The 21,510-nt window shown below is 30.7% G+C and carries 22 protein-coding genes; 7 read left to right on the top strand and 15 right to left on the bottom strand.

Features of this window, described 5'->3' with window-relative positions:
* Position 1 precedes the first annotated feature (1 nt).
* From fdhF to AMN88_RS01130, 5 genes are read right to left on the bottom strand one after another with little or no spacing between them, the layout of a single operon-like run.
* The gene (fdhF, locus tag AMN88_RS01110; RefSeq protein ID WP_075536045.1) at positions 2-2,770 is read right to left on the bottom strand and encodes a formate dehydrogenase subunit alpha; all 2,769 of its coding nucleotides are present in this window, start codon (positions 2,768-2,770) and stop codon (positions 2-4) included.
* On the bottom strand, positions 2,770-4,425 hold the full coding sequence (locus AMN88_RS01115; RefSeq protein WP_075536046.1) for an NADH-ubiquinone oxidoreductase-F iron-sulfur binding region domain-containing protein: 1,656 nt from the start codon (positions 4,423-4,425) through the stop codon (positions 2,770-2,772). The genes fdhF and AMN88_RS01115 overlap by 1 nt, the downstream gene beginning before the upstream one ends.
* 18 nt (positions 4,426-4,443) lie before the next feature.
* Complete coding sequence (fdhD, locus tag AMN88_RS01120) at positions 4,444-5,283, bottom strand: formate dehydrogenase accessory sulfurtransferase FdhD (RefSeq protein ID WP_075536047.1); 840 nt, start codon at positions 5,281-5,283, stop codon at positions 4,444-4,446.
* A gap of 4 nt (positions 5,284-5,287) precedes the next feature.
* Entirely contained in the window at positions 5,288-5,764 is a 477-nt protein-coding gene (locus AMN88_RS01125) for an HPP family protein (protein ID WP_075536048.1), read from the bottom strand.
* Complete coding sequence (locus tag AMN88_RS01130; RefSeq protein ID WP_075536049.1) at positions 5,765-6,163, bottom strand: iron-sulfur cluster assembly scaffold protein; 399 nt, start codon at positions 6,161-6,163, stop codon at positions 5,765-5,767.
* Positions 6,164-6,205: 42 nt separating this feature from the next.
* Here AMN88_RS01130 and mobA point away from each other — a divergent pair, with 42 nt between their 5' ends.
* From mobA to AMN88_RS01160, 6 genes are read left to right on the top strand one after another with little or no spacing between them, the layout of a single operon-like run.
* Positions 6,206-6,814 (top strand): molybdenum cofactor guanylyltransferase, encoded by a 609-nt coding sequence (gene mobA, locus AMN88_RS01135; protein WP_075536050.1) that lies wholly within the window; start codon positions 6,206-6,208, stop codon positions 6,812-6,814.
* Positions 6,807-8,051 carry a molybdopterin molybdotransferase MoeA gene (locus tag AMN88_RS01140; RefSeq protein WP_075536051.1) on the top strand — a complete coding sequence of 415 codons (1,245 nt, stop codon included), beginning with the start codon at positions 6,807-6,809 and terminating at the stop codon, positions 8,049-8,051. The genes mobA and AMN88_RS01140 overlap by 8 nt, the downstream gene beginning before the upstream one ends.
* Positions 8,052-8,100: 49 nt before the next feature.
* A complete protein-coding gene (locus AMN88_RS01145) occupies positions 8,101-9,006 on the top strand; it encodes a DMT family transporter (protein WP_023854965.1) in 906 nt (301 codons plus the stop codon).
* 1 nt (position 9,007) lies between these two features.
* Positions 9,008-10,225, top strand: a complete 1,218-nt coding sequence (locus AMN88_RS01150; RefSeq protein WP_075536052.1) for an aminopeptidase P family protein — start codon at positions 9,008-9,010, stop codon at positions 10,223-10,225.
* A gap of 5 nt (positions 10,226-10,230) precedes the next feature.
* Complete coding sequence (locus tag AMN88_RS01155; RefSeq protein ID WP_075536053.1) at positions 10,231-11,346, top strand: serine/threonine protein kinase; 1,116 nt, start codon at positions 10,231-10,233, stop codon at positions 11,344-11,346.
* A gap of 2 nt (positions 11,347-11,348) precedes the next feature.
* A complete protein-coding gene (locus AMN88_RS01160; protein ID WP_075536054.1) occupies positions 11,349-12,398 on the top strand; it encodes a threonine aldolase family protein in 1,050 nt (349 codons plus the stop codon).
* Here AMN88_RS01160 and AMN88_RS01165 read toward each other — a convergent pair.
* Genes AMN88_RS01165 through AMN88_RS01185 form a run of 5 tightly spaced genes read right to left on the bottom strand, consistent with a single transcriptional unit; the run spans position 12,391 to position 16,014 of the window.
* Complete coding sequence (locus AMN88_RS01165; RefSeq protein ID WP_075536055.1) at positions 12,391-12,618, bottom strand: hypothetical protein; 228 nt, start codon at positions 12,616-12,618, stop codon at positions 12,391-12,393. The genes AMN88_RS01160 and AMN88_RS01165 overlap by 8 nt on opposite strands.
* Before the next feature lie 11 nt (positions 12,619-12,629).
* Positions 12,630-13,097, bottom strand: a complete 468-nt coding sequence (locus AMN88_RS01170; protein WP_075536056.1) for a hypothetical protein — start codon at positions 13,095-13,097, stop codon at positions 12,630-12,632.
* 2 nt (positions 13,098-13,099) lie between these two features.
* Complete coding sequence (locus tag AMN88_RS01175) at positions 13,100-14,179, bottom strand: Gfo/Idh/MocA family protein (RefSeq protein WP_075536057.1); 1,080 nt, start codon at positions 14,177-14,179, stop codon at positions 13,100-13,102.
* Complete coding sequence (locus tag AMN88_RS01180; protein ID WP_075536058.1) at positions 14,176-15,186, bottom strand: Gfo/Idh/MocA family protein; 1,011 nt, start codon at positions 15,184-15,186, stop codon at positions 14,176-14,178. The genes AMN88_RS01175 and AMN88_RS01180 overlap by 4 nt, the downstream gene beginning before the upstream one ends.
* Positions 15,187-15,189: 3 nt before the next feature.
* Positions 15,190-16,014, bottom strand: a complete 825-nt coding sequence (locus AMN88_RS01185) for a phytanoyl-CoA dioxygenase family protein (RefSeq protein ID WP_075536059.1) — start codon at positions 16,012-16,014, stop codon at positions 15,190-15,192.
* A gap of 47 nt (positions 16,015-16,061) precedes the next feature.
* Between AMN88_RS01185 and AMN88_RS01190 the strand changes: the two genes are divergently transcribed.
* Complete coding sequence (locus AMN88_RS01190; RefSeq protein WP_075536060.1) at positions 16,062-16,508, top strand: MOSC domain-containing protein; 447 nt, start codon at positions 16,062-16,064, stop codon at positions 16,506-16,508.
* Here the strand turns inward: AMN88_RS01190 and AMN88_RS01195 are convergent.
* From AMN88_RS01195 to AMN88_RS01215, 5 genes are read right to left on the bottom strand one after another with little or no spacing between them, the layout of a single operon-like run.
* Entirely contained in the window at positions 16,501-17,808 is a 1,308-nt protein-coding gene (locus AMN88_RS01195; RefSeq protein WP_075536061.1) for an MFS transporter, read from the bottom strand. The genes AMN88_RS01190 and AMN88_RS01195 overlap by 8 nt on opposite strands.
* Positions 17,809-17,837: 29 nt before the next feature.
* Positions 17,838-18,713 (bottom strand): DMT family transporter, encoded by an 876-nt coding sequence (locus AMN88_RS01200; protein WP_075536062.1) that lies wholly within the window; start codon positions 18,711-18,713, stop codon positions 17,838-17,840.
* Positions 18,710-19,636 (bottom strand): glutathione synthase, encoded by a 927-nt coding sequence (gshB, locus tag AMN88_RS01205; RefSeq protein WP_075536063.1) that lies wholly within the window; start codon positions 19,634-19,636, stop codon positions 18,710-18,712. Before gshB ends, AMN88_RS01200 begins: the two co-directional genes overlap by 4 nt.
* The gene (locus tag AMN88_RS01210) at positions 19,626-20,921 is read right to left on the bottom strand and encodes a glutamate--cysteine ligase (RefSeq protein ID WP_075536064.1); all 1,296 of its coding nucleotides are present in this window, start codon (positions 20,919-20,921) and stop codon (positions 19,626-19,628) included. Before AMN88_RS01210 ends, gshB begins: the two co-directional genes overlap by 11 nt.
* Before the next feature lie 29 nt (positions 20,922-20,950).
* Positions 20,951-21,508, bottom strand: a complete 558-nt coding sequence (locus tag AMN88_RS01215; protein WP_075536065.1) for an HD domain-containing protein — start codon at positions 21,506-21,508, stop codon at positions 20,951-20,953.
* Positions 21,509-21,510 lie beyond the last annotated feature (2 nt).

The raw sequence follows: 21,510 nt of genomic DNA on the forward strand, positions 1-21,510 counted from the left end.
ATTAACTAACTTCAGCTTGATTTTCTTTTGGTTTAACTTCTGTTTTAAATTGATTAGAGATTTTTTGTACTTCAACAGAAGATACTTTGTATTCAGCACACATTGTTTCTTCATCTTTACCATGACCTGTTACCATATTAACCATATGCTCTGGGAAATGGAACGTAGTAAACACAATTCCTTCTTTAACTTTATCTGTAACCTCAACTTTAAGAGCAACCTCACCTCTACCTGAATAAAGTCTTCCAATATCACCAGTATTTAGATCTCTATGAGCTGCATCTTTAGGATGAATTAACAAAACATCTTCATCAACAATATTTATATTTTTTGTTCTTCTAGTCATTGTTGCAGCGTTGTAATGTTGTAAAACTCTGCTTGTTGTTAAAATCAAAGGATAGTCTTTTCGATTAGCTTCTATTTCTGATGATTCTTTCCAATCAAAGTTTTTTAGTCGACCTTTACCTAGTTTAAATGTTTCTGTATGTAAAATTTTTGTATCAGTTCCATCTTCTTGAACTGGCCATTGTAATCCAAATTTTCCAAGTCTTTCTCTAGTAACTCCCTTAAAGAATGGAACGATATCAGCAATTTCTGCTAGAACTTGATCTGCATCATAAGTCGGCTGATCAAATCCTAATTTCTGCATCATCTCAGTTACAATTAATCCGTCAGGTTTAGTGCCTGGTAGAGGAGGTACAGCTCTGTTCACCCTTTGAATTCTTCTCTCAGTATTTGTAAAAGTTCCATCCTTTTCCAAGAAAGTTGTACCTGGCAGAACAACAGTTGCTAATTTTGCTGTTTCACTCATAAAAATTTCTTGAACCACTAAAAGCTCTAATGAGTTCATAGCTTCAATTACATGTGCACTGTTAGGATCTGTTTGAACAATATCTTCTCCAATGATCCATAAACCTTTTAATTCCTTGTTTATTGCAGCTTCAAACATCTGAGGAATTTTTAATCCTGGCTTAGTTGGGTGAGTTACTCCATATTTTTCTGTGTAGAATTCTTGATGTTTTTCATCAGCTACAGGAAAATATCCAGCACCTTGGTGTGGTTGACATCCCATATCTGCTGCACCTTGAACATTGTTTTGACCTCTTAAAGGATTAACTCCGACACCTTTTCGTCCAATGTTTCCAGTAATCATTGCTAGATCTGCAATTAACATTACAGTTTTAGATCCTTGTTCGTGTTCAGTAACTCCTAAACCATGGAACTCCATTGAATTTCTTGCAGTAGCATATGCAATTGCTGCTTCTTTAACTAATTGTTTATCTACACCAGCTACTTTTGCTAAATGATCGACATCTTGTCTTTCAATTTCTTTTAAGAAATTATCAAAACCTTCAGTTCTATCTCTAACAAAATCTGCATTATACAGTTTTGATTTAATAATAAAGTGCAACATCATATTTAGAACTGCAACGTTAGTTCCTGGTCTTAGTTTAATATGATAATCAGCAAGTTTTGCAAGTTCAGTTGTAACTGGATCAAGTACAATTAATTTTTTACCTTTCATGACTTGCTGTTTTATTTTTGCTCCTGTTACAGGATGAGCGTTAGTTGGATTAGCTCCAATTACCAAAAATAAATCTGCATGATAAATATCTTCTGTAGAGTTAGTTGCTGCCCCAGTCCCAAAAGTTTGTTGCATTCCCCAAGCTGTTGGTGAATGACAAATTCTTGCACAACAATCTACACTGTTAGTTCCTACAGCCGCTCTAATCATTTTTTGAAAAACATAATTTTCTTCATTCGTACATCTTGCAGAAGAAATTCCAGCAAAAGCATCTGAACCATTATCTTTTGTGATTCTGTTCATTTCTTTTTTAATAAAATCATAAGCTTCATCCCATGAAGCTTCTTCAAACTTTCCATTTCTTTTAATTAAAGGTGTTTTTAATCTGTCTGGATGATCATAAAAACTAAATGCATATCTTCCTTTAATGCATGTATGACCAGCGTTTACCTCTGTTTGCTTTGGAGTATCTATTGCAACAACTTTATCATCTTTTATTGATGCTTCTAAATTACATCCAACACCACAGTATGAACAAGTTGTTCTAACTTTTTTATCTACAGCTGCAGATTTAGATTGAAAAACATCTGAAATAGCATCTGTTGGACATGTATGTGCACATGCTCCACAAGATACACATGAACTATCTCCAAACATCATATCATTATCAGTTGTTATTCTAGATTCAAAACCTCTTCCGCTCATTGTTAGTACAAATGAACCTTGAATTTCATCACAAGCTCTGACACATCTTCCACAATTAATACAGTTGTCTAAGTTCATTCTCATGTAATCATGAGAAGTATCTCTTGGAATTCCTTTATGTTGCTTAGGACTATTATATCTGTGATCAGCAACTCCCAGATCGTTTGCTACTGTTTGTAATTCACAATTATTGTTTACCTCACAAGTATCACATTCCATTGGATGGTCAGTTAAAACTAATTCAACAATATTTTTTCTTAGACTTGTTAAAGCTTCATTTGAAGTAAAGATATGTTGGTTTTCAGCAACTGGAGTATGACAAGATGCAACCACTCTTGTTGGACCATCTTTTTCTAAAGCAACTTCTACAGAGCAAACTCTGCAAGCACCATAAGGAGCTAGGTTTGGATCATCACATAAAGTAGGTACTTTTTTTTCACCTACATAGCTTTTTACAAATTTTAAAATAGATGTGTGTTTAGGACCAATTTCGTATGGTTTTCCATCAATATAAGCAATTTTTCTTTTTTCTGAGCTCATTAATTATCTTTCACCATATCATTTTTCATTTCATCACCAAAGTATTTTAGAATGTTCTGAATTGGAGTTGGGATTGCTCCACAAAGTGCACATAGGCATCCTTTTTGCATAGTAACCAACAATTCTTCAAGTAATTTTAAAGGAATTTTAGCTGTTTTCTTCTTAGCTTGATCAAACATCTCCTTACCTCTGTAAGATCCAAGTCTTCCTGGGAAACATTTCCCGCACGATTCTTCTGCTGAGAATTCAAACAAGTGATGGATGTATTCAACCATTGGAAAATCTTTTGGAATACTGACTACACTTGCGTGACCTAACATAAAACCTTTTGCTGTAAATTCTTGAAAATCTAAATTTAAATTTTCTATTTCATTTAAAGGAACAACCCCACCTAATGGACCTCCTATTTGAAATGCTTTAACAGGTTCTTTGTATCCACCACCAATTTCATTAAATATTTTTTTCATTGGCGTACCCATATCAATTTCATAAACACCTGGGTTGTTAAAAAAACTATCTAAACAAACTAATTTTGTTCCAGCTGATTTTTTATTTCCAACTGAAGAAAATTTTTCTGATCCATTTAATAAAATTCCAGTTGCAGCAGCCAATGTTTCAACATTATTAACTACCGTTGGTTTTTTATATAAGCCTTCTGTTACAGGAAATGGAGGTCTTACATCAACTTCTGCTCTTCTTCCTTCAATAGATGCAATCAATGCAGTTTCTTCTCCACAAATATAAGCACCTTGACCAATACAAATTCCAAGATCAAAAGAAAAATCGGTTCCTAAAATATTTTCACCAAGTAAATTTAATTTTTTAAGTTCATTGATGCAGCCATTAATTGCTTCAATAGATTTAGGATATTCACCTCTAATGTATAAAACTCCTTCATTACTTCCTATCACATAACCACAAATAACCATTCCAAAAATAACTTTTAAAGGTTGGTCCTCTAACAAGTATCTATCTGAGAAAGCACCAGAGTCGCCCTCATCTGCATTACAAATAACATATTTTTTATCTCCTTTTGCTTTGCTACAGAAATCCCATTTCATTCCTGTTGGAAAACCTGCACCACCTCTTCCTGTTAAATTTGAATCTAATAATGATTTTATTATTTCTTTTTTATCTGTTTTTATAAATTTACTTAATTGCTCTTTGAATTGATCTGTTGATGATAATTTGTCATCCATTAAAAAACTTGTTGTAGCAAAACTTTTTGAGAAAAATTTTTCTTGCTTAATTTCCTCACCTTTAATTATTTGGTCAATTTTTTCTATATCTTTACCAGCATAATTTTCTCCATCATAATGGAAAGCATGGTTTTCATAACAATGACCTAAGCAGAACATTTCTCCAACTTTGTCATCACCTAGTTTTTCTTTTAATTTATCTTTTAATTTGTCTTGAGTACCTGCGCACATGCATGCACTACCGTTACAAACAAAAGCTTTCTTTTCTCTATGAGAGGGTCTTAAAAACTCATAAAAGGATTCTGCACCATGAAGAGTTGAAACACCTAGGTTATGTTTTTTGGCAATTTCTTTAATATCTTGTGGATTATCGCTTAAGGTATTTTCTGAGATTTGCTTAAATAGGTTGTCTTTTAAGCCTATTCTGCCTGATAAATTACTTATATTTTTTGACACAAATACCCTTTTATTAATTTAGCCCACAATAACTTTTTTGTTATTTGTGTAAATATTAAAACTGTCTCTCTTTACGAAACCAACAAGGGTAATGTCAAATTTATTCGCTAAATCGATAGCAAGACTAGTTGGCGCACCAACTCCTATCATTATACCTATATCCGTCATCAAAACCTTTTGAACCAATTCAAAATTTAGTCTGCCTGAGCATGTTATAAATTGGGTTTTCGGATCAATTTGATTGTTCTTTAATGCACAACCAATAAGTTTATCTAGAGCATTATGTCTTCCCACATCCTCTCTGACAGCAACTAATTCTCCATTGCTATTAAAAAGACCACTTGCATGAATTCCACCTGTTTTACTGAATTCTGATTGGCCTTCTCTCAATATATCTGGTGATTTAACAATTACCTCTTTTTTGATTTTGGGTTCTGATGAATTTGTTTTATTTTTTTTAATTATTTCTAGAGCATCAAGTGAAGATTTTCCACATACACCACATGAGGAATTAGTTAAAAAGTCTCTTTTTATTTTTGAAATATTTATATTTTTAGAATTATTTAAAGTTGCTAATATTTTATTTTGAATATTATATTGACCAACTTTATCTCCATAACTTTCTATTGAGTCAATATCACCAATATTTGTTATAATTTGTTCATTATATAAAAATCCTCTTACAAGATCTTCATCATCACCTGGAGTTCTCATTGTTATAGATAAACTTTGATTTATCCATTTATCAGATTCTTTATATTTCAATGAAATCTCCAATGGTTCTTCAATTGAAATTAAGTCATCTATATTTTCAAACTTATTAGATGAATATTTTAAAACTTTGTATTTGGAATTCATAAAACTATTTTAATGGATAGTTATTTTTTAATAAATATTTGTTAATTATTATTGCTAATAACAATATAATTATGCTACCAAAAAATATTGGATTAATTAAATAATCATAAGAGGCACTTCCAATAATAACTATAATTGGATTTCCACCAGCAGGTGGATGAACAATATTAAATACAATCATTAAAAAAACTCCAGCTCCAACAGCAATTGCAATATTGATATAAATAGGGAGCGGAATAAAGTTTACAAAAATAACTCCTACTAAAGCAGTTACCAAATGTCCAAAAAAAACATTTTTTGGTTGTGCAAATGGGCTTTCAGGAAAACCAAATAGTAAAACCATTGAAGAACCAAAAGAGGCTGCAATAAAATATCCAAGTGTACTTTTATAAGTAAGGACTGTTAGCACACCAATTGTAAATGCAGAAAAAAAACCTGCAATTAATGCTTTTTGCAATAAGGGTTTTGTAATTTTGATCATTTATATTTTTAATGCTTTCGCAATAGTTCTTAAAGGTAAAAGCAAACATTCTTTCCTTGAAAGATTTTTTTTATCTAAAATTTCTTTAAAGTCTTTCCAATGTTTTTCTATACTTACTTTTGCATCCTCAAAAAGTTGCTCACCAACTTTTATAAATTTTTTAATATCATCAACTTTTTTTTCCTTAATTTTTCTGGACAATAGACTGACTGATGCCTGACAATAAACACATGATTTACACTGATAACCCATATCTTTTACAACATCTTCTTTGACAATTAAGCTTATTTCCATTTCATCACCACATAATGGATTTTTGTGTTTTGACTTATGAGTATAGTTTTCAACAACTTTATTGTTTTCAGTATGGGCCGCTATTTCTAAAATTCTTAAATCCATTTAATTTCTTTAATTCAACTTTGAATGTTTTATATTTTATAGATGGATCATAACAATATTTTAGGTACTGTGCTAGCTGGCGGTAAGTCACAAAGGTTTGGAGAAGATAAATCCCAAGTAAAGTTAGCTGGTAAATTGTTAATTGATCACATGTTGACTGAAATAATTGATGAATTTAAGGAACTCTTAATAGTATCAAATAATAAAATTAATTTTCATAATTCAGAAAAAATTTCAATAATCGAAGATTTTGAAAAAGGTCTTGGTCCGTTAGGTGGAGTTTTATCAGCTATGAAATGGATAAAAGAAAATCAAAAAGACTACAAATGGATAGCAACTTTCCCTGTAGATACACCTTTTTTTAAGAGACAAATACTTAAAGATTTTATTCAAAATATTAATTTCAATGAAAGTGATTTATTTTTTATAAAGTCAAATAACACACGACATAATATATTTGGCTTATGGTCGATTAATTTACTAGATAAATTAGAGAAGGATTTAAACAATGGAGAAAGAAAAGTAGAGTTGTGGGCTAATAATACTGGGGTAAAAATAATTAATATGGAGTTTTCAAATAATGATCCTTTCTTTAATATAAATACAAAAGAAGATTTAGAAAAAGCTGAAGAAATACTCAAAAATGATTAGTTACGAAAAATCAAAAACAATTTTAAAAAAAGCCAAAATTAAAATTAAAGACGAAACTATAAAGAGTATAAATTCTCTAAATAGAGTAGTTTCCACCAATATTTATTCTAAAATAAATTATCCAGCAGGGAATAATGCTGCATTTGATGGTTATGCAATTAATTCAAAAGATACTAATGAATTAAAAAAAAAATTCCCAAAAAAATTTAAAATTATTGGTTCAATTGCTGCAGGAATGAAACCATTTAAAAAAAAGATAAAAAAATTTGATACCGCAGAAATAATGACTGGAGGAATTATACCAAAGGGTTTTGATACAATTATTCCTATAGAACAAATAATTTTTGCGCCCAATAAAAAATATATTTTAATTGATCAAAAAATAAAAAAATTTAATCACGTTAGGTTTGCAGGTTCAGATTATAGAAAAGGAGAGGTTGTAATAAAAAAAAATACAATTGTTCAACCAAATCATATTTTAGCTTTTAAAAGTTTAGGCATTAAACAAATTAAAGTAAAAAAAAAAATTAATATATTATTTTTTTCAACTGGAAACGAAATATCAAACAAAGACAATATTCCAAATTGGATGGTAAGAAATTCTAACACACATTATATTAAAAACTTAAATCAAAATTTTTTATTTAATTTTAAAAGTGGAAGTATATTAAGAGATAATCATCAAAATATTTTTAAACAAAAAATAAATAAATTAATTAAATCTAAAGATGATATTATTATTACCTCAGGTGCAGTGTCTGCAGGCAAGTTTGATTTTATACCTGATGTTGTTAAAAAATTTAAGTTATCAAGCTATTTTAAAAGTGCTGAAATAAGGCCCGGCAAACCAATAATGTTTGCAAAAATCAAAGGAAAAGAAAAGGCAATATTTGGACTCCCTGGAAATCCAATTTCCTCTGCTGCATGTTTTAGATTTTTTGTAATTCCATATATTTTAAATGCTTTAGGATTATCAGAAGAAAAATCAATTAAAGCTATTTTGACAAATGGATTTGTTAAAAAAAAGAATTTCACAAGATTTGTAAAGAGCCAATTAAGCACAACTAAAAATGGAAAAATAAATGTTGAAATTTTAAAAGGTCAAGAGTCTTTTAGAATTAAATCATTTGCAAAATCAAATATTTGGGTTTTGTTGCCAGCAGGTAAATCAAAATTTAAAAAAGGAGATATCGTTGATTGCTTTTTCCCCAACCTTTCAAATCAAAATTTAGTTTAGAAACGTATTTTTGTTGTAGAAAATTCTATTTACAATTAGATTTCTCAATATGTTAGAGTTAAGAAATCCAAGAATAGCCATACCCGTTGTACTTTTTGCCGGTCTGTTGTGGTCGTTTGGTCCATTAGTGGTTCGATACATGGATAATCCGCAATTGGCACCTTGGCAGTATATTTTTGGCAGAGGTTTAACAATTTTCATCCTTTTAAATCTTTATTTATTTTTTGAGGAAGGAAAAAATTTTTACAAAAACTATTATAAAATAGGTTTATCTGGAGTAATCGGTGGATCTGGATTGGGGATCGCTATGATTACATTTATTTATTCAATTACAAATACTAGTGCTGCTGTTACCTTGCTTTGTTTAGCAGCAATGCCTTTTTTTACAGCATTATTGGCATTTTTATTTTTACAAGAAAAAATTTCTCTTAATGTTTGGATATCGATAATAATTGCAACAGTTGGTATCATTATTATGGCATTTGGAAATACTGGTGAAAAATCATTAATTGGTTTTGTATTTGGTTTAACTTCCTCAATTGGTTTCTCAGTTTTTTCTGTAACTCTTAGATGGAGAAAAGAAACACCAAAATTCACAACGGTAGCTTTTGCAGGTTTCTTTTGTTTTGTATTTGCAACAATTATGATTTTATCCAAAGACTTAGTTTTCTTTTCATCTAGCTATAACGGAGCTTTATTTTCTTTGCATGGGACACTAGTTTGTTTTGGTTTAATTTTATATTCAATTGGATCTAAAGCGATACCAGCAGCAGAATTGACACTTTTATCTTTAACTGAAGTTGTAGGTGGAATTTTTTGGGTTTGGTTGCCATTATTTGGCATTAATGAAGTACCATCCACAAATACAATAATCGGTGGTTTTTTTCTTTTTGTATCTATATTTTATTACAGTTTAATAATGAGATGGAACAAAAGATATATAGCATTAAATTAATATGGAACGACCAGATTTTTTCGAACTTAAAAATGGTGAAAAAGTAAAATTACCATTTACAGATAAAGAATATAACGATCGAGTAAGTAAACTTAGATCAGTGATGTACCAAAATGGTCTTGATATGGTTATCTTAACCTCAATGCATAACGTTGCATATTACACAGGTTTTATTTATTGCTCTTTTGGTAGACCATACGGATGTGTCATTACACAAAATAAAATCTCAACAATTTCAGCTAACATTGATGCAAGTCAACCATGGCGTAGATCTCATTGTGATAACGTTATTTATACTGATTGGAAAAGAGATAATTTTTTAAGAGCTATTGTCTCAATTATTGGAAGGGATGAACCTCCAAAAAATATTGGAATTGAAAATGATCATCTCACTTTAGACATGCGAGAAAAAATAGGGTCTATTTTTACTTTCTCTATGTTTAGCGATGTTTCAAAAGATCTAATGAAACTTAGAATGATTAAATCAAACGAAGAAATTGAGATCATTAGAAATGGTGCAAGAATTGCAGACATTGGTGGTGAAGAAATAGTTAAAAATATAAGAGAGGATAATACGGAGATCGAAGTAGCAATAGCAGCAAGAGATAGAATGGAAAGAGAGATTGTTAAAAGTTATCCGGGTGCAGAGTACATGGACACTTGGGTATGGTTTCAATCGGGTATCAATACAGATGGAGCTCACAATCCAAAGACTAATAGAAAATTAGTTAAAGGAGATATTTTATCTTTAAATACTTTTCCAATGATTTCAGGCTACTACACTGCACTAGAGCGAACTTTGTTTTTAGATCATGCTGATGACGCATCTCTTAAAGCTTGGGAGGCAAATGTTAAAGTTCATAAACGTGGATTAGAATTGATTAAACCAGGTGTTAAATGTTCAGATATTTGTCATGAGCTTAATGAACTTTTTGCTGAGCTTGGTTACCTTCAGTATAGAACTTTTGGCTACGGACATTCATTTGGTATGCTTTCACACTTTTATGGAAGAGAAGCTGGTTTAGAATTAAGAGAAGACATTGATACTGTTCTTGAGGAAAATATGGTCGTGTCGATGGAGCCAATGATCATGATCCCAGAAGGTAATCCTGGCGCAGGTGGATATAGAGAACACGATATTTTGGTGATTGGTAAAGATGGAGCAGAGAATATTACAAAATTTCCTTTCGGCCCTGAGCATAATATTATAAAAAACTAATCTTTATGAGCGAGAGTAAAACTATTGTTAATAGTTGGAATGAGTGGGATCCGTTAAAACACGTAATTGTTGGAAGAGCGGATGGTACTTGTATACCAGCACCAGAGCCTGCATTAGATGCAAAAGTTCCAGAAGACAGTGATATGCGAGGTCAGTTTGGACCAAGAACAAAAGATACTGTCGATAAAGCAAATGAATTATTAGATAACTTTTCAAACATGCTTCAAAAAAGAGGCATTAAAGTTGATCGACCAACACCAATAGATTTTAATCAAAAAACATCCACACCAGATTGGGAAGCAGAAACTATGTTTGGCTGTATGCCTCCAAGAGATGTTTTGTTAACAGTGGGTAAGGAGATCTTAGAGGCTACAATGAGTTATCGTTGTCGTTGGTTTGAATATTTATGTTACCGACCATTACTTAAAGATTATTACAACCAAGATCCTAATATGAGGCATGAGTCTGCTCCAAAGCCAAGACTAACGGATGCAGATTATAGAAAAGATTATTTATCAGATAAAATAGGTGTTCAAAAAAGATTAGAGTGGACTGAAAAAAAATATTTTGTAACCACTGAGGAAGAGCCATTATTTGATGCAGCAGATGTATTGAGATTTGGAAAAGATTTAGTTGTCCAACATGGATTTACAACTAATTTGAAAGGAATTGATTGGCTAAAGAGACATTATAAAGATCACAGAGTCCACGCTGTAAATTTCCCAGGAGATCCATATCCTATTCACATTGATGCAACCTTTACCCCAATTAAAGAAGGTTTAATTATCAACAATCCTCAAAGAAGACTTCCTAAGGAACAAAGAAAATTATTTGAAGACAATGGTTGGGAAATCGTAGACAGTGCACAACCAGCACATAACGAACCACCTCCATTATGCTATTCATCAACTTGGCTATCAATGAATGTTTTAGTTTTGGATCCTAAAACTGTTTGTGTAGAGAAAAGTGAAATATATCAAGCAGAGCAATTAGATAAATTAGGAATGGAAGTTATACCAGTAGAACTTAGAGATGCCTACGCTTTTGGCGGAGGTTTACATTGTTGTACTGCAGATGTTTACCGAGAAGGCGAACTTAAAGATTACTTTCCAAAACAATAATTATGGCAAAAATTAAAATAAAAAGAGAGCGAGTAAAATTCGCTTCTGATAATGTTGCTGGTGCCTGTCCCGAGGTATTAGATGCAATTTTAAAAGCCAATGAAGGAGATAGCACTCCTTATGGGAATGACCCAATATCTACAGAATTACAAGATAAGTTTTCAGAAATTTTTGAAAAAGAAGTAATTGTTTTTCCTACTGCCTCAGGTACTGCAGCTAATGCTTTAGCATTATCGACAATGACACCTTCTTATGGAAATATTTATTGTCATAAGATGTCTCATATAAACACCGATGAATGTGGTGCACCTGAATTTTATACAGGAGGAGGAAAGTTGGTTCCTTTAAATGGAATAATGGGAAAAATAACAGCAGAGGAGTTGGATCAATCGATAGGTGGAAAAGGAATTGTTCATCATACACAACCTTCATCAGTCAGTATCACTCAAGTCTGTGAAACAGGTGAAGTTTATCAATTACATGAAATTAAAAAAATTGCAGAAGTTACCCATAAGCATAATCTAAATTTACATATGGATGGTGCTAGATTTGCTAATGCATTGGTTTCTTTAGATGTAACTCCTGCTGAAATGACATGGAAATCTGGGGTTGATGTATTGTCATTTGGAGCAACTAAAAATGGATGTTTAGCAGCTGAAGCAATTATATTTTTTAAGAAAGAATTAGTAGGGGACATTGCTTTTTTAATGAAACGAGCAGGGCACTTATTATCTAAAATGCGTTTTGTCTCTGCACAACTCGATGCATATATATCAAATGATGTTTGGTTGAGAAATGCAAAGCACGCTAATGCAATGGGAAAAAAATTAAGTGATGGATTAAGTAAACATAATGATATTGAAATTGCTTATCCAACAGAAGCAAATGAAGTGTTTGCAAAATTTCCAAGAGAAAAAATAGAACATCTAAATTCTCAAGGTTACAAAATGAACGAAGAAGAATTGGATGGAAAAGCGGTAAGATTAGTTGCTGCTTGGAATACTAAAGATAGCGATGTTGATGAATTGTTAAATACAATTAAAGCTAACTAGGATTTTCTTTTAAAAACTCAATATATTTTATTACCTCGTCGAACTGTTCATCAGGAATATCTTTATAGCTTGCATTGAATTTGCTTTTTACACAAATAGCAACATGAGCATAAGGGTTTCTTCCTTTAGGGTGATTTGGGTGGTCAGGTAATTGTCCCACCAAATAATCGCCAGCATCCTGAATAATTTTCCAGAGTTTGCTTGCGTTTTCTTTGTTCATACAGTTTAGTTTTATCTAAAAAATAAACTTTTTCTAATATCTATAATTTCTCTGATCTGTTTGTCTTTACTGGCATTCCAAGAAACAAATAAAGTACATAATTGATATAAGGCAAATATCTCATTTTTTTGATTTTGAGACAAATCACTATCTGCCTCTACATAGTTTTCAAAATAAGAAATATTATTTCTTGCACAGTTTAGATAATATTTACATGCATCAGTTACTGTAGCAGTTGACCACCAGTTTGAATCTTTGAAAAGATTAGATATTTCTTGATAGAAAGAACTTGTTTCAGAAATATTTAAATCCTTTTGAACATTTTCTGAAAATTGATCTAATTCAAATTGGATTAAAGCTAATATCTTTTTTTCGCTACTTCTCTTTACAAGTAGTTCAATGACATTTTTATATGACATTGATTGGATTTTATTCCAATTATCAAAAAAATCGTTTGGTGCTTTATTTAAATCTCCCATGTTTAATTATTTAAAGGTAACCAAGAACTATATAAAGGATTATCTTTATTGATTGGAAGTTTAATGTTCTTATTTTGTCTAGAAGAATCATACACAGCAGTTACAAATTCTAGAGATTTTCTAGCATCTGATAAAGTTACTTCATCACTATGAGATCCATCTAATTTATTTGCAATTTCATCAAACATACCTGCATACCAGGATTTTGGTTCTTTTACTTTTGATAGAACTTCATCTATTTGAGCTTGAGTTATAGGAGCTCTTGGTAAAAAGTCCCATTTATCATCAGCTGGACTATATGGTTTATCTGGTGATGCACCAGACTCAGCTGTTAACCCTTTAAAACAAAATCGAAGTCTACTCGTATCATTTGCTGCACCCAATGTAATTGAACTTGTAACTAATGTGCCGTTTTCCATTTCAATAGATAGGGCAGCACAATCCTCAACCTCAATATTATTTACTCTAGTTGTTAATTTTGCAAAAACATTTGAAACTGGTCCCAAGATCATACTCACTAAATCATGAATATGGATTGAATGACTTAATATTGCACCACCTTGTTCACCTTCCCAAGTTCCTCTCCAAGGTTTTGAATAATAATCTTTACCTCTGTTCCAATGAGTTTCTAAAGAAGCAACCAAAGGATTTCCTGCTAAACCAGATTTGATTAATGCTTTTAATTTTGAAAACCCTAGACCATATCGATATTGAAATACTGGGAAAATAATCTTACCTGTTTCTTTACTGATCTTTTCTAACTCATCTACTTCTTTAAGACTTGAAACTAATGGTTTTTCACAAATCACATGCTTTCCAGCTTCCATAGCTTTTTTACAAGCAGAAAAATGTAAATGTGGTGGGAGACAAATATCAATAATATCAATTTCTTTAACTTTTAATACATCATCAAAATTTAGAGAAACTTTTGTCTCAGTAATTGATTGTAATATTTTATCAATAGCCTCCCTAGTTAAACCACATAATGTGTGAACATTAAATCTCTCTGATACTTTTTGAAAATCTTCAAAATGTTTTGCTCCTATGTTGGTTCCAATTATTGCTACTTGATATTTTTTCATTTTTTTTCAGCTTGCTCTTGAGCTTTAATAGCAAGTTCCATCGAAAGATAAGTAAGATCTTGTGGACATACAGTTTCTGTTCTGTTTAAAACATCATTAATTAAATTTCTAAAGTAGGGTAGCTTAACATTAGAACAATCAATATGTTTCACTTCATCATTATTTGCTAAAAATAAATGATTACCTTTTTCTGATTTTGCTAAGTCTGTATATTTTCTTATTTCAATAAAACCTTTGTCTCCAAGGATTAACAATCTTCCATCTCCCCAGGTTGGAAGGGCATCTGGAGTAAACCAATCTAGACGAATATAGCCATGCCCACCATTACCAGTAAGGTTCACTTCACCAAAATCTTGAAAACCAGGCATATCTTTCTTTGTCGTATTTTCTACTAATGCATGGTTTATTTTTGCCTGATTTGAGTTTGTGAAAACTAAAAATTGATGAATTTGATGAGAACCAATATCGGTAATAATTCCTCCATAACTTTGACGATTATAAAACCAATCAGGTCTTTCATAGTTACCTTGTCTATGGGGACCTGTACCAATCGTTTGTTTTACTTTTCCTATTTTTCCCTCATTGACTAATTCTTCAGCTTTAGCAACTGCAGCAACGTGAAATCTTTCAGAAAAATTTACAGACCAGATCTTTCCAGTTTCTTTAACAGTATTTTTCAAATTATTTAATTGATCCAAGGTAGTACAGCCTGGTTTATCTACCATAACATCTTTCCCAGCTTTTAATGCATCTATTGAATGACCAGCTCTATCTGCAGGGATCGAAGATATTAAAATCATATCAATAGATGAGTCTTTTAATATTTCCTCTTTATTTTCTTTTCTTTTAATATTTGGATATTTTTTATTAAATTCTTGAAGAGTTAAAGGATCTCCATCTGTCCAAAAATAATTACAGCTACAACCTTCTTTGATCATTTCATCTAGCATATCGAAAATATGACCATGATCTATTCCAATTACTCCAAGGTTAAGTGCTTTTTTCATAAACTAATAAGATCCTTTTTGTTTTGCACCTTTATAAAAAATTTCTTGCAAGTAATCATTTTCTTTTTTTCGAAGTAAAATACTTTCCTCACTCATTAAAGCATTAGTTCTATTTATTACTTCATGATGATGATATTTATCCTCTCCTCTTGCAATTTGGACGCTATTTTTACCCAAGGTTTGTTTTACGTTTGTCCCTATATAACTTTGGATAACAAATCCTATTCTTCTATCATTACTCTTATTTATTCCTGAGCCGTGCACTACTCTTGGGTGATGCAAAGACATTTGACCAGCTTTTAGTTCTATAGATTTAACTTCTTCTTCAGGTACATTTTCTACTGTTTGTCCCCTGGTAAGTAAATTTCCTTCATTAAATTTCTCATTGTGATCTTTAATATTCAAATGTGATTTAGGCCACATTTTCATACATCCATTATTTTCATTCGAATCTGTTAATGCCACCCATGCTGTAACCCAATTGTGTGGTTCTAATCCTATGTACTTTGCATCTTGGTGATAGCTTACAAAACCTTGCTCGTTAGGGTTTTTAATAAATAAAGTAGTACTGCAAACTAAGATGTTTTTTCCAATAATACTTTCTACTGCATCTAAAATTTTTGAATTATGAACAATCGAATCAAGTTTTGGTGAAATTAAATGAACATTATATCTTCCCGATTTATCTATTTCATTTGGTAATTTTTTTTCAATTAATTCGATTTCTTCTCTTGCCTCTAAGGCTTCACGACTAGACAAAACTTCAATTGGGGATATGTAACCTTGATCTTCATACTGTTTAAGTTGATTTGATGATAGATAAGTCATATTATTTTAAAAAGATTATATGAGCTCAACTATTTCTTCAATAATTTATGGCCGAAGTATTTAAATTAGGAATTACTGCTAACAACAATCAACCAATCAAGGAAGTAAATTCAATTGAGGTTTTAGCAAATAAAGGAATAGTAGGTGATCGACATTTTCATGATTTTAATGATCCTTACAATCAATTATCTTTAATAGAGGCGGAGAATATTGATGAATATAATATTAAATTTGGGCTCGATATACCTTACATCAATTTTAGACGGAACGTTGTTACAAAAGGGATTCAGTTAAACGATTTAATTGGGAAAAAATTGAAAGTAGGAAACGTTGAATTAGAGGGAATTGAATTATGTAGACCGTGTCGACATTTGACTGAAATGCTTGATCAAAAAAATATTCTTAAAGAATTTATGAGAAAAGGAGGCCTTAGATGCCAAATTCTTTCATCTTCCAAAATTAATGTCGGTGATAAAATAGAAATAATTAATTAAGTTTTGCAGTTTCATTAACTGGATTTTCATCAAGTGTTGCAGGTGTATCGGGGTCTAGTTCTAGTCCAGCAGGCGTAATAGTTGCTGGAACAGGTGTAAAAGTAGAATCTGGATTATCTACAGTTTCTCTAATTCTCATTCTGTATAAACCGAATGCACCAATTAAAGCGTGAGCTAAAATTAAAAAAACAAAAAATCCATTTAATCCAAACCATTCCATAAATAATGAACATAAAATTGGACCACTGATAGCTCCAACACCAAATATTAATTGTAATCCACCTCCAGCTGCAACAAATTTTGATTTAGGAACAAAATCATTTGTATGTGCAAGATTAAGTGAAAATAAAGGTAAACATAAACTTGAATATAGTCCTACTGCAATGAAGAATACTATTTTTTTAAATGCAAGTTCATCCATGTAGTAAATATTTTGGATAGGATCATTTGAAGTTAAAATTGATAGTAATGCTAAAGCAGAACTTCCGAAAGTAGTAACAACGATTACTCTTCTTCTATCGTATTGATCTGAAAAATATCCAATGGGTCCTTGGCCAAGTACACCAGCAATTGTTGCTATAAATAATAAAATTGAAGTTTCAAATAGAGTAAATTTAGCAAGTGTTGCATAAACAGATATTAAAGAAAAAAATGCAGCGTGAATAACTCCAGTAAAAAAAGAACTAAACGTTCCAAGAGGAGATATTTCATACAATTCTTTAATACTTATTGTTTCTATTTTTTTAAACTTAGGAGCTGGTCTTTTGGTTAATAAAATTGGAACAAGTGCTAAAGATAAAAGAATAGATACCAAAATAAAAGGCTCATATGCTTTTGGCTCACTTAAGTTAAGAAGCAACATTCCTACTGCTAGTCCAAAATAAATTACCATCATGTAAGCAGATAATAATTGACCTCTATTTTTATTAGTTGCTCTATCATTCAACCAACTTTCTGTTACGACATAACAACTAACCAAACTAATACCAGTTATAAATCTGCTGATAGTCCACATAAATGGATTTACATAAACTACTGCAAGCAGCGCACTAAGTGATGCAAGTGATGCAAAAGCTGCAAAAACTCTAATGTGACCTACTTTAGATACAAAGTTTGGAGTGGTTTTAGAGCCAATAAAGTAACCAATGTAATAACCTGACATAAATATACCAGTTGTAAAAACACTAAAGTCCTCAAGCACAGAACGAATACCCATGATTTGCATTTGCAATCCATGAGCTATCATCATGGTTCCAATACCTATAAATAGAGCCCAAGACTTTTTTACTTCTTTTTGCATATTTAGTTTTTAAGTTTAATAATTTCTGGCTACGTAGTTTTGGTTTGTGTTTTTTTTATGGCCAGTAAAGAATGAATTGCTATCGTAATAATGATAACGATACCTCCATAGATAGTCTCGTTAGAGGGCTGTTCTTTAATAACCATCCAAACCCATATCGGTCCAAGAATAGTCTCTAATAAGAAAAATAGATTAACTTCAGCTGCAGTTATAAATCTTGGTGCTATGGTGACTAAAACAAATGGTATGGCTACACACATTACACACATTAAGGGTATATAAAAAAGATCGTTTCCTACTAATGCAAAGTCTTTAACGAAGAAAAAGGCAAATATAGCAACGCAAGATTTTCCAATTACAGCAGCAGGTACTAAATCGGTAGATTTTGCATATCTTGCAATGTTTGCGTTACAGGCTAATCCAAAAGAAGTGATTAAACCAAACATATCTCCATAAAAATTGCCAAGACTTAAAGAGTCGTAAAAAATATAAACACAAGCAATGAAGGTAATTATTATAGCAACCCAAGTTTTATTATCTGGTTTTTCTTTTAAGAAAATAGCTCCTAAGATTGCTGATAACATTGGTGCAAGAGCTACCATCAATAAAGTGTTTGCTACATTAGTATTTTGAATTGAAATAATAAAAGTAATATTACAAATAGAAAAACTAATTACATAAAAAATCCCTGGGTAACCAATTTTAAACAAAGCTTTTAAGAAATTATTTTTATAAAATAAAAGAAGACCAACTAAAACTACTAAAAATGGTATTGCCCCTCGGTAAAAAAGCATTCCCCAAGTATCAATATTTGATAATCTAATTAGTAAAGAATCTGGAGTTATAAACATAACTCCTATAAAAGCCATCAATGAACCTTTTTGTTGATCGGTTAAATTGTTCACGCTTTAAGCTCTTTCCAAAAAGTTTTAGCTAAATTTCTTCCTGATAGATCATAAAGTGTTTTAAGTCCAGTTGGAGAGGTAACATTAATATCTCCATTGAGTTTTTGATCTATAAAATCAATTCCTGCAAAAAAAATATTTTCTTTTTTTAAATCTTTTGCAATTAGTTTTGAAATTTTAATTTCTTTACTTGTTAATTTTATATTAGTGGGTTTTGCTCCTTTACTCATATTGCTTAAAATAGAACCTTTTTTTGGAACTCTTGAAATTGCACCGCATACTTTCCCATTAATAATAAAAACCCTTTTATCTCCGTTACTTATTTTAGGAAGAAATTTTTGGCACATTATATGATCATGTTTTTTTATAAATTTATTAATTAATTTTGAATTAAATTTAGTAAGTAAATGAATATCATTTCCACTGAAACTATGGATGGGCTTTAAAATAACTTTTTTGTTTTTTTGGAAAAATTTTTTAATTTCATCCATATTTTGAGTAAAAATAGTAGCTGGCATGTATTTTTGATATTTAGATGAATACAATTTTTCAGAAATATTCCTTACTGAAGTAGGGTTGTTAATTATTTTAACTTTAGTCTTAATTGTATCTAAAATGTAAGTTGTTGAAATATACTCAAGATTAAAAGGTGGATCTTGGCGAATAAGAATAAATTTACATTTTGTTAAGTCTAGATTTTGTTTTTTTGTAATTTTATAGAATTTTTTATTGCTATAGTTAAATTTAATAAAAAAACCCTTAGCTGTAACTTTTGAATTAACAACTGATAAGTCTTTTGGATCGTAATAGAAAATTTTATATTTTTTGTTCTGAATTTCGTTAGCTAAAAAAACACTTGTATCCGTTAAAGGATTTAGTTTAGAAGGATGATTTCCTTGAACAGCAACAATTTTATTTATCATACAATTCGTCTAAATTTTCGTTTTTTGAAAATTTACTAATCATATGATCTGCGTTTGTTGTCTTATTATCAATTACTTTTTGTAGATGGTTTAGGAATACAGTCTCGTTATTCCCTTTTTTACTTAAAACATCTCTATTCTCTAAACCTTTTCTTGAAAGATCTAAAAGTGTAGATGACCAATAAAGAAGATCTTTACCCATTAATTGAGTGTTAAATCCCTTTAGTGGCGCCTCTAGATAAGCGTTAATTATTTTATCGATCTCCCATGTTGAAATTAGTTCATAAACTTCATCTAAATTTCCATAAAGCATGCCTATATTGAAAGCTGGTCCTGCACATAAACAATCCCAACCACAGGTATCCATTGATCTTAATTCAATATATTTCTTAACTCTGTTTTCTGTAAATATTGTGCTTAAGTGAGTTGTTAAGTCTGCTTCAGTTGGAAGTCTATTTCCAATTTTTTGGATTTTTCTTTCCATAAAATCTTTAAAAATATATTTCCTTCCTGAAATATACTGATCTTTATGTTGTATAAATAATATAGGAAAATTAATTACAAAATCTGCATATTTTTCAAAATTCATATTTTCAAAAAATAATTTAGGCAATCCACCTCTGGAAGTACTTTGCCATACTTTAGATCTATAAGATAAATAGTTGCTATTTTTTTTCTCCACAATTGAGGAATTCGCAAATAAAGCAATGGCAATAGGTACTATTGAGTTTGCTACTCTGAACTTTTTAACAAAATCTTCTTCTGAGCTATAATCTATATTTAATTGTGTACCACATGTTCGATACATCATGTCCAAACTAAGTTCGCCACCTAGAGGCATATCCTTAGTCATCAGTTCATATCGTTGTTTAGGATTGTTTGGGATTTCACTTAATTTAGATATTGGATCGAATCCTGCACTAACAATTTTAATATCTAATTTTTTTGTAACTTGTTTTAATTCAAATAAATAGTCTTGTGACTCTGCACAAGCTTCGTGCATATGATTTAATTTATCTCCTGATAATTCTATCTGATTACCTGGTTCAAGAGTTATATTTTTTCCACCTTTATTAAGAGCAATGATATTTTCTTTTTCAAAAACTGGATTCCAGCCAAATTCAAGCAGGGCTGTAAACATTTCTTTTATTTTTGAATAATCAATTCTTTTATTGTTCGAATTATTAAATAAAAACTTTTCATGCTCGATCCCAATTTTGAAATTTTTGGACTCTTTAATACCTGATTTAAAATAATTTATAATTTTTTCTTTTGAATCAATCATGCGCTGTAAGTAGTGATTTATATCTAAATTTAAAGATAATAATAAGGCTCTTTTGCGAATATTTTTTTAACTAATGGCTTAAAATCTTCCAAAGTCATACTTTTGTAATTAGGGTCAAAAGAGCATTGGTCATATTTTTCACAAAAATCTATCGTGTCTTGATAATACTTGTGGTCTTTAAATATATCTCTTGCATTTCTATCACCCCCTAAATGATGAGCGCTGTAGTAAGTTTGAAAAAGACCATGGTGTAGAATAATCCAATAAGTTCTTTCTGAAACATAAGGTCTTAGTATAGATGCAGCATATTGAGAATGATTCATTGGCGCTAAATCGTCTCCAATATCATGTAATAAAGTTGCAACAACCATTTCATCACTTTCTTTATTTTTAAAAGCTCTTGTTGCTGCTTGTAAGGAGTGTTCTAGTCTAGTGATTTTGTAACCTTCTAAAGTTGTAGTTTGTTTAGATAAATAATTTAAAACTCTCTCAGCTGTTTGTCTTTCAAAGTTTTTCTCAAATTTTTCAAGAAGCTCATAATCTTCCTTAGTTCCATTTTTCATTTCAGTAAAATTTACTGTTTTCATAA

Source organism: Candidatus Pelagibacter communis (genome assembly GCF_001180165.1).
Classification (GTDB): Bacteria; Pseudomonadota; Alphaproteobacteria; order Pelagibacterales; family Pelagibacteraceae; genus Pelagibacter; species Pelagibacter ubique_P.